This window comes from Candidatus Thermoplasmatota archaeon, assembly GCA_018814355.1.
GTDB lineage: Archaea > Thermoplasmatota > Thermoplasmata > UBA10834 > UBA10834 > COMBO-56-21.
This window is the reverse complement of sequence record JAHIZT010000094.1, coordinates 20,582-27,300: the sequence shown is the minus strand read 5'-3', so window position 1 is coordinate 27,300 and position 6,719 is coordinate 20,582. Positions and strand designations below refer to the sequence as shown.

Below are 6,719 nucleotides of genomic sequence, written 5' to 3'. Positions count from 1 at the left end.
TTCATGATAAGCGTGGTCGCGCCCTTCCAGCCAATCCTGATGTGCTTCCCTCCGGGGGCGAGGTACGCGACGCCCTTCTCGGCCATGAGCCCGTCAGATGCCATGGCTACCTTAGGTCCTCTTGCGGCGTCGAGTCTCTTCGCAAAGGATGCGGAGAAGTCCTTGGGTATGTGTTGAACGATGAAAATGAAAGCGGGGAGTTCGCGTGGGAGAGCCGCAAAGACGACCTCGAGAGCTCTCGGCCCGCCGGTGGACGCGGCTAGGACGATCACCTTCGTTCCCATGAGCGCGTCCTTCCGAAGGTACTTGAGTTTGTTCGGCAGGGGTGCATGGGCCTTCTTGAGCACCTCCACCTTCGCATCCGCGACGCCCTTGACAACCTGTATGATCGCGTCCGCGAAGTTCACAATGTCGATGGAGACCGGGCCGCTCGGTTTTGATATGAAATCGACAGCGCCCATCTCCAACGCCTTCAGGGGAAGCTGAGTGTCAACTTTGTCCATCGCGCTGAGCATGATGACTCTCGTCGGCGCTTCCTTCATGATCCTCTGCAGGGTCGCCACACCGTCCATTCTGGGCATCTGGATGTCCAGTAGCACGACGTCCGGCATGAGCGCCTTGACCTTGTCTATGGCCTCCAACCCGTCCTTGGCCGTACCGATGACTGAGATATCCGGGTCTGACTCCAGCATGTCCTTCAACACGACACGCATGTATGCGCTGTCGTCGACTATGAGGGCACTGATCTTCTCAGGCATCCGCCACCCCTAGATCTCCATCTGCAGAACGGCATTGACGGATTCCAGGACGTCGTCGGCAGTGAATGGCTTGATTATGAAATCGACAGCTCCCGCCTCAAGGGATCTCATCACGGTCTTCTGATGGCCCAGAGCGGATATCATGATGATCTTCACCTTGCCTCTGGCCTCCTTCAGCCTTCTGACTGCCTCGATTCCGTCCTTGTTAGGCATCACGATGTCCATGGTGATCACATCGGGGTTCTCCTTGAGGAACCTCTCGTAGGCCTCGTCGGCGCTCTTCGCCTCGATCACCTTGTGTCCTCCTGCTTCCAGGATGTTCCTCAGGACCTTACGCATGAACTCGGAGTCGTCTACCACCATTATCTTCGCCATTCTACCTCACTCCCGGACGGTTTTCTTCATCACATGACAGATCTAGAACCTTGAGGGGGTCTATGAGGGTTATGAGTCTCTCGTCGTGCTTCGCGATGCCCGTAACATACTGCGCCTCGATACCGCTCGTCACGTATGCGGGTGCCTTCTCTATCGCCTTGTTTCCTATCCTCACGACCTCAACTACTTCATCGACCAGGAAACCGACGGGGGCATCAGAGGCGTCCACAACCACGATCTTCGGGTTGCCCTCGCCGGCAGGCATTGGGTCCATGCCGAACCTGGTCCTAAGGTTAACAACAGTGAGCAGCTTCCCTCGGAGGTTCATCACGCCCTCGATGTGCGAAGCGCTCCTGTGGACCTTGGCGATTTCCTCCATGTTGTGTATCTCCCTGACGATGGAGATATCGAACCCGTATTCTTCCTTCCCGAGCCTGAAGACCACGAACTGCCTCAAATCGGTTTCGGACATCAAGTTACCAAACCTCGCATCTTCAAGAGTTGCAGCCTCATTTTTCCGGGGCCTGGCTGGCCTTCGAGGAATCCACCTGCTTGGTGATCTCGTTCAGATTCTTTGCCAGCTCCGCCAGCTCATGGGCCGACGCGGTCAGCTCCTCCATCCCAGCTGCCAGGTTCTCCGACGACACGGATATGCCCTCTGCGGACTGCCAGTTCTCCCTGGCGATGGACGCGACCTCGTCCAGCGACTTTGCGAGGCTCTCGGTCAGCGCCTTCTGTTCCTCCGTCGAAGCGCTGATCTCCTCGACCATAGCTGCGGTCTCCTGCACCGTCGCGGCGATGTCCTCAAGTGACTTCAGCGACTCAGAGATCGTCCTCGAGCTCTCGGACGCGTCCTTCATCGTGTGGTCCATCTTCTCTGTGGTGTCTTCTATGTCGGTCTCCACGAGCTCGATGAGCTGCTGTATCTGGCTTGCTGCCTTCCTAGAGCCCTCCGCGAGCTTCCTGACCTCGTCTGCAACTACAGCAAATCCTCTCCCCTGCTCTCCCGCCCTGGCCGCCTCGATAGCCGCGTTTAGGGACAGGAGGTTGGTCTGATGAGCTATGTTCGTGATGATGGCAACGATCTGCGAGATCTCCTTGGATTTCTTCGAAAGCTGCTTCATCGCGTCGGAGGTGCTTTCGACATTCTTCAGGAGCGAGTTCATCTTCTCCAGAGAGTTCTGGGCGGACTTGCTCCCGTTCTGCGCGACCTCGCTTGCGTTGGCCGAAGCTCCGGCTGCGTTCTGGGCGCTCTGCACGACATCATAGATTGCTTTCGTCTGCTCGGCCAGCATCTCGACCATCTCGTCAATCCTGGCGGATTCCGTCTGCGTGCTCCTGGTGCCCTGTGTTACTGAGGATGACACCTGCTGCGTGCTCTCGGTCATGTGACCGATAGTTTCAGCAAAGGCGGCTGAGGATTCTCTGAGCGATTCGGACGCCGTCCTGAGCTCCTTCGTGAGTCCGGATAGATTGGATTGCATCTGCTTGAACGCAGCGACTAGCTTCGCGAGATCGCCCTTGCCCTCGACCGCGATCTCTTTGGACAGATCTCCAGCAGCTATTGCCTGGGCGCTCTCGGTCAGTTCGATGAGCGGCTGGGACGTATTGTCGATGAGCGAGTTCATTGCCCTTACCAGGTCGCCAACTTCATCGTTTCCGGTCTTGATCTCGAGACGCGTCCTGAAGTTGCCTTCGGATATCGTCTTCGCAGCCTTCCACACTGCGCTGATTGTCTTCGTGATTCTGGACAGAGTCATGAAGGCCATGATTGGAATGACTATAGCGACTGCGGCTATGGCGATGAAAGTCCAGAGTATCCAGTTCTGAACCGTCTGATCGATGACGACAGTCATCAGGGCTGCAGCCTCCGAGTTGATGTGAATAAGGTCCGCCATGTTGTTGTTGATGTCCTCCATGTGTGCGGACGCGCTCTCAGCCTTGTCGTGTGCAGCTTCGGAATTGTTCGCATTCAGCAGCTGGATCGCACTCGAGGTGTCATCTGTGTAGTTCGTCCATCGGATGCTAATCTCCGCGTATGCAGCCGATTCTGAGGAAATCAGATCCTGCCTTCCCTGGTCCGTGACAATCTTGCCGAGGTCGTCTAGCGCGGTCAACGAGTATCTGTTTCTGTAGTCTCTCAGGAATTGAGAGAACACCGCCTGGTGGTTGACCATGTCATTGTAGTTCTGTGACACCGCGGTATCTCCGTATCCGAGGACGTATTTCATGAATGAGTGTTGCGAAGCCGCCAGTTCGTTGGCTCCGCTGGCAATCTCCGAGACAACGACCATCGATTGGTCCTGCAGTATACCTGCATCATCCTGTATGCTGTAAAGTCCCTCGATCGAGATGTAGCTGACGACCGCGATCGGTATCAGAGACAGGCACAGCACCCAAGCCACGATTTTGGCTGTTAGATTTAGCTTCAATTCATCACCTGGCTTCGAGTCCAGCAATAGCCTTCCAGCTGAATGCAGATTCCCTGGAAAGGACTCTTGCTGGCTGTCAAAATCCATCTGCGCCATATTAATATATGCCGACTACAGATTCAAGGTTGGTAGCCACGGCAGTCTGGCTACATGAAAACGGCGCTTTTGCCAGCGAAGGCATATCTAGGGCACAGGGCCATGAGCGAATCGCATGGAAACCGATGACAGTCAGGTGGTCACGGAGGTCATGAGGCACCTCTTCAGGTCCCGTGGTATTGACATGTCGGGTTACTCCCCGTCTTTCATGATGAGGAGCATAAAGAGGAGAATCGGAAGGTCGGGCTGCGCCAATCATTCGACCTACCTGAGACTCCTTCTTCGTAGCGAGGAGGAGACCAACGAGCTTCTGGGAGCTCTGTCGATCAACGTCACGGAGTTTTTCAGGGACAAGGGGGCATTCGAGGCGTGGTCCGCGAAGGTCTTGTTGCCATTGGTCTCATCCAAGAGCGCAAGCGGCGGGCTCCTTCGGATATGGAGCGCGGGCTGCGCCTCCGGTCAGGAGACCTATACCCTCTCCATATGCGTGAACGAGGCGCTGAAGAAATGCACACTCGGCAGGATTCCGATGGTTACCATCCTAGGCACTGATATCTCAGTAAAAGCCCTGGCAAAGGCCAAGTCCGGATCATATACAAAGGAAGAGGTCAGGGGGGTGCCTGAGAAATACCTTGCTGAGTACTTCCAAAAGCACGGGAATGCATACGAGGTCGGTGAATCTCTGAGGAAGGTTGTAAGATTCACTAGGGAGAACCTGCTGGACACCCCAAGCTCGAAGTACTTCGACGCTGTCGTCTGCAGAAACGTGATGATCTACTTCTCGAGAGCGATGCATGAACAGGTCGTGATGAACCTCTACCACGCACTGTCCCGGGACGGATACCTTATGCTGGGCAAGACAGAAACCCTCATGGGTGCTCCGAGAGACAGCTTTGAGGTGGTTGATCTGGAGCACAGAATACTCAAGAAGAAGGTCCATCCAGTGGGTGGTGCCAAAGCCTAGTCGCATTCTAGAGGGTTGTCGTCAGACAGCACTCGCCCGGATACGGACTGCAGCCCAGCCTGATCCTCCTGGTCCATGGCTAAGATCTCGTCGATGCTGGGTACTGAGACATCGCTCATGAAATCCTCGATGTTTCTGTAGTTGGAGCTCAGCTCCTCTACAAGATCGGCCTGTATCTCATTAAGGTCCTTCGCAGATAGCGTCCTGGTCAACACGTCTGCCAAAGTGACTCCTTCCTTCTCTGCCTGGCTCACGAATCGCATCATGTTTGAATACGCCATGCTCATCCCATCTCCGCGTATGACAATCGTCAGACGAAGTATTGGCATAGACCGTATTTAATACTTGCTTCAAGCCGAAGGAGGTCACTTCACCGGGTCGAGCCAGGCGACGTATTTGTTGTCTCTCCCCTTGACTATGTCCAGGAACCTCGTCTGGATGGCTTTTGTGATCGGTCCAGGTCTGCCGTCGCCAACCGCTCTCCTGTCCACTTCTCGTATCGGCGTGACCTCTGCTGCGGTGCCGGTAAAGAAAAGCTCGTCGGCTAGATAGAGCTCGCTCCTTGAGAAGTTCCGCTCGGAGACGTCATATCCCATGTCAGTCGCCAGCGCCATCACCGAATCCCTGGTTATCCCGGGAAGGATGCCGGCGTTCAAGGGCGGGGTCAGTATCTTGTTCTTTGTCACCAGGAATATGTTCTCCCCTGACCCTTCCGCCACCATGTGCAGGTCATTCAGCATGATGGTCTCTTCGAAGCCGTTCAGCTTCGCCTCCATGACCGCCAACGCGCCGTTCAGGTAGTTTCCGCACACCTTCGCTGTGGCAGGGACCGAGCCGTTGCTTACCCTGTGCCACGATGAAGTGTGCACCCGTATGCCGTTCTTGAGCCCGTCCTCTCCGAGGTATGCTCCCAGCGGGAACGCAACTATGAACACCTCGACCGGATACCCAAGGGGGTTGACGCCGATCCCCGAAACGCCGTAGAACGCAATTGGACGGATGTAACATGCTTCCAGTTTGTTCACCTTGACGGTCTCCTTGGTAGCTTTGCACAGCTCGTCCGCCGAGTACGGCAGTTTCATGTTGATCGCCTTGGCCGAGTTGTGGAGCCTGACCATGTGCTCCCTGAGCCTGAAGATGGCCGGTCCCATCTCTGTGCCATAGCACCTGATGCCTTCGAAGGCGCCGGTACCGTAGTGCAGGCCGTGCGTGAGCACGTGCACGGTCGCATCCTTCCATGCAATCAGGCTCCCGTTCTTCCAGATCTTCTCGGTGGGCTGGATGTTCATGTTCCTTCAATCTCCTCTTGGGTCTATGGCGATTTGACTACTTGGTTCATGAGGTTTCCGACGCCATCAAGTTCCACCTCGACGATGTCTCCCTCATTCATGGGCGCTATCCCTGATGGCGTGCCAGTGGCGATCATGTCTCCTGGTTCGAGCACCATGATGGTGGATATGTACTCGACAAGTGCAGCATCGTCGAATACCCTGTCGGAGAGCGGCGAGTCCTGGACGATCCTTCCGTTCAGCTTCGTAGTGACGGTCGTGGGTGCCTTGCTCGATATGTAGGGACCTATCGGGGCAAAGGTGTCAAACCCTTTTGCGCGCGTCCAGTCGACATCGGTCTTCTGGAGGTCCCGCGCCGTCACGTCGTTCAGGCATGTGTATCCGAAGATGTGTCTCTTGCCGTTCTTCGCGTGGCTCGCCCTCGAGCCGATCACCACCGCACACTCACCTTCGAAATCCACCCTCTTCGAGGCCGGTGGCATGACGATGTCATCACCTGGTCCTATGATGGCTGACGACGGTTTGGAGAAGATCACTGGAACCTTCGGTGTCTCCCACTTCATCTCTCTGATGTGGCTCCTGTAGTTGAGGCCAATGCAGATGATCTTGGAGGGCCTGTCGACCGGTGCAAGGACTCTCAAGTCGGACACTGGGTGCCTGTTCGTGGAGCGTTTCGCGCCGTGACTGATCGCGTCCATCATGCAACAAGCATCGGTCTCGTACACACTGTTCCCAACGACCTCGCCGACGAAGATCTCGCGCTGTCTTGTGAACTTGCCCAGCTTGAAGTGCGAGGTCATGGGAC

General features: G+C 55.8%; 8 protein-coding genes. 1 reads left to right on the top strand and 7 read right to left on the bottom strand.

Translation table 11 applies throughout. The features are described 5' to 3' along the window. From KJ653_06900 to KJ653_06885, 4 genes are all read right to left on the bottom strand, one after another. Positions 1-758: response regulator (locus KJ653_06900; GenBank protein ID MBU0685554.1), on the bottom strand; the 758-nt coding region annotated here is incomplete at its 3' end. A gap of 9 nt (positions 759-767) precedes the next feature. Further along, positions 768-1,133 (bottom strand): response regulator, encoded by a 366-nt coding sequence (locus KJ653_06895; protein ID MBU0685553.1) that lies wholly within the window; start codon positions 1,131-1,133, stop codon positions 768-770. A 1-nt stretch (position 1,134) separates the two neighbouring features. Next, positions 1,135-1,605: a chemotaxis protein CheW gene (locus tag KJ653_06890; GenBank protein MBU0685552.1), complete on the bottom strand. Its 471-nt coding sequence runs from the start codon at positions 1,603-1,605 to the stop codon at positions 1,135-1,137. Positions 1,606-1,642: 37 nt separating this feature from the next. Then, on the bottom strand, positions 1,643-3,565 hold the full coding sequence (locus tag KJ653_06885; protein MBU0685551.1) for a methyl-accepting chemotaxis protein: 1,923 nt from the start codon (positions 3,563-3,565) through the stop codon (positions 1,643-1,645). Between the two features lie 211 nt (positions 3,566-3,776). On the opposite strand from KJ653_06885, the gene KJ653_06880 reads away from it, so the two are divergent. Beyond that, positions 3,777-4,625 (top strand): protein-glutamate O-methyltransferase CheR, encoded by an 849-nt coding sequence (locus KJ653_06880; GenBank protein ID MBU0685550.1) that lies wholly within the window; start codon positions 3,777-3,779, stop codon positions 4,623-4,625. Here KJ653_06880 and KJ653_06875 read toward each other — a convergent pair. The 3 genes from KJ653_06875 to KJ653_06865 are packed head-to-tail and all read right to left on the bottom strand — an operon-like array spanning position 4,622 to position 6,714. Then, the gene (locus KJ653_06875; GenBank protein MBU0685549.1) at positions 4,622-4,954 is read right to left on the bottom strand and encodes a hypothetical protein; all 333 of its coding nucleotides are present in this window, start codon (positions 4,952-4,954) and stop codon (positions 4,622-4,624) included. The two genes, KJ653_06880 and KJ653_06875, sit on opposite strands and share 4 nt — an antisense overlap. A gap of 36 nt (positions 4,955-4,990) precedes the next feature. Continuing rightward, positions 4,991-5,914 carry a branched-chain amino acid transaminase gene (locus KJ653_06870; GenBank protein MBU0685548.1) on the bottom strand — a complete coding sequence of 308 codons (924 nt, stop codon included), beginning with the start codon at positions 5,912-5,914 and terminating at the stop codon, positions 4,991-4,993. A gap of 23 nt (positions 5,915-5,937) precedes the next feature. Continuing rightward, positions 5,938-6,714: a fumarylacetoacetate hydrolase family protein gene (locus tag KJ653_06865; GenBank protein ID MBU0685547.1), complete on the bottom strand. Its 777-nt coding sequence runs from the start codon at positions 6,712-6,714 to the stop codon at positions 5,938-5,940. Between the last annotated feature and the right edge of the window lie 5 nt (positions 6,715-6,719).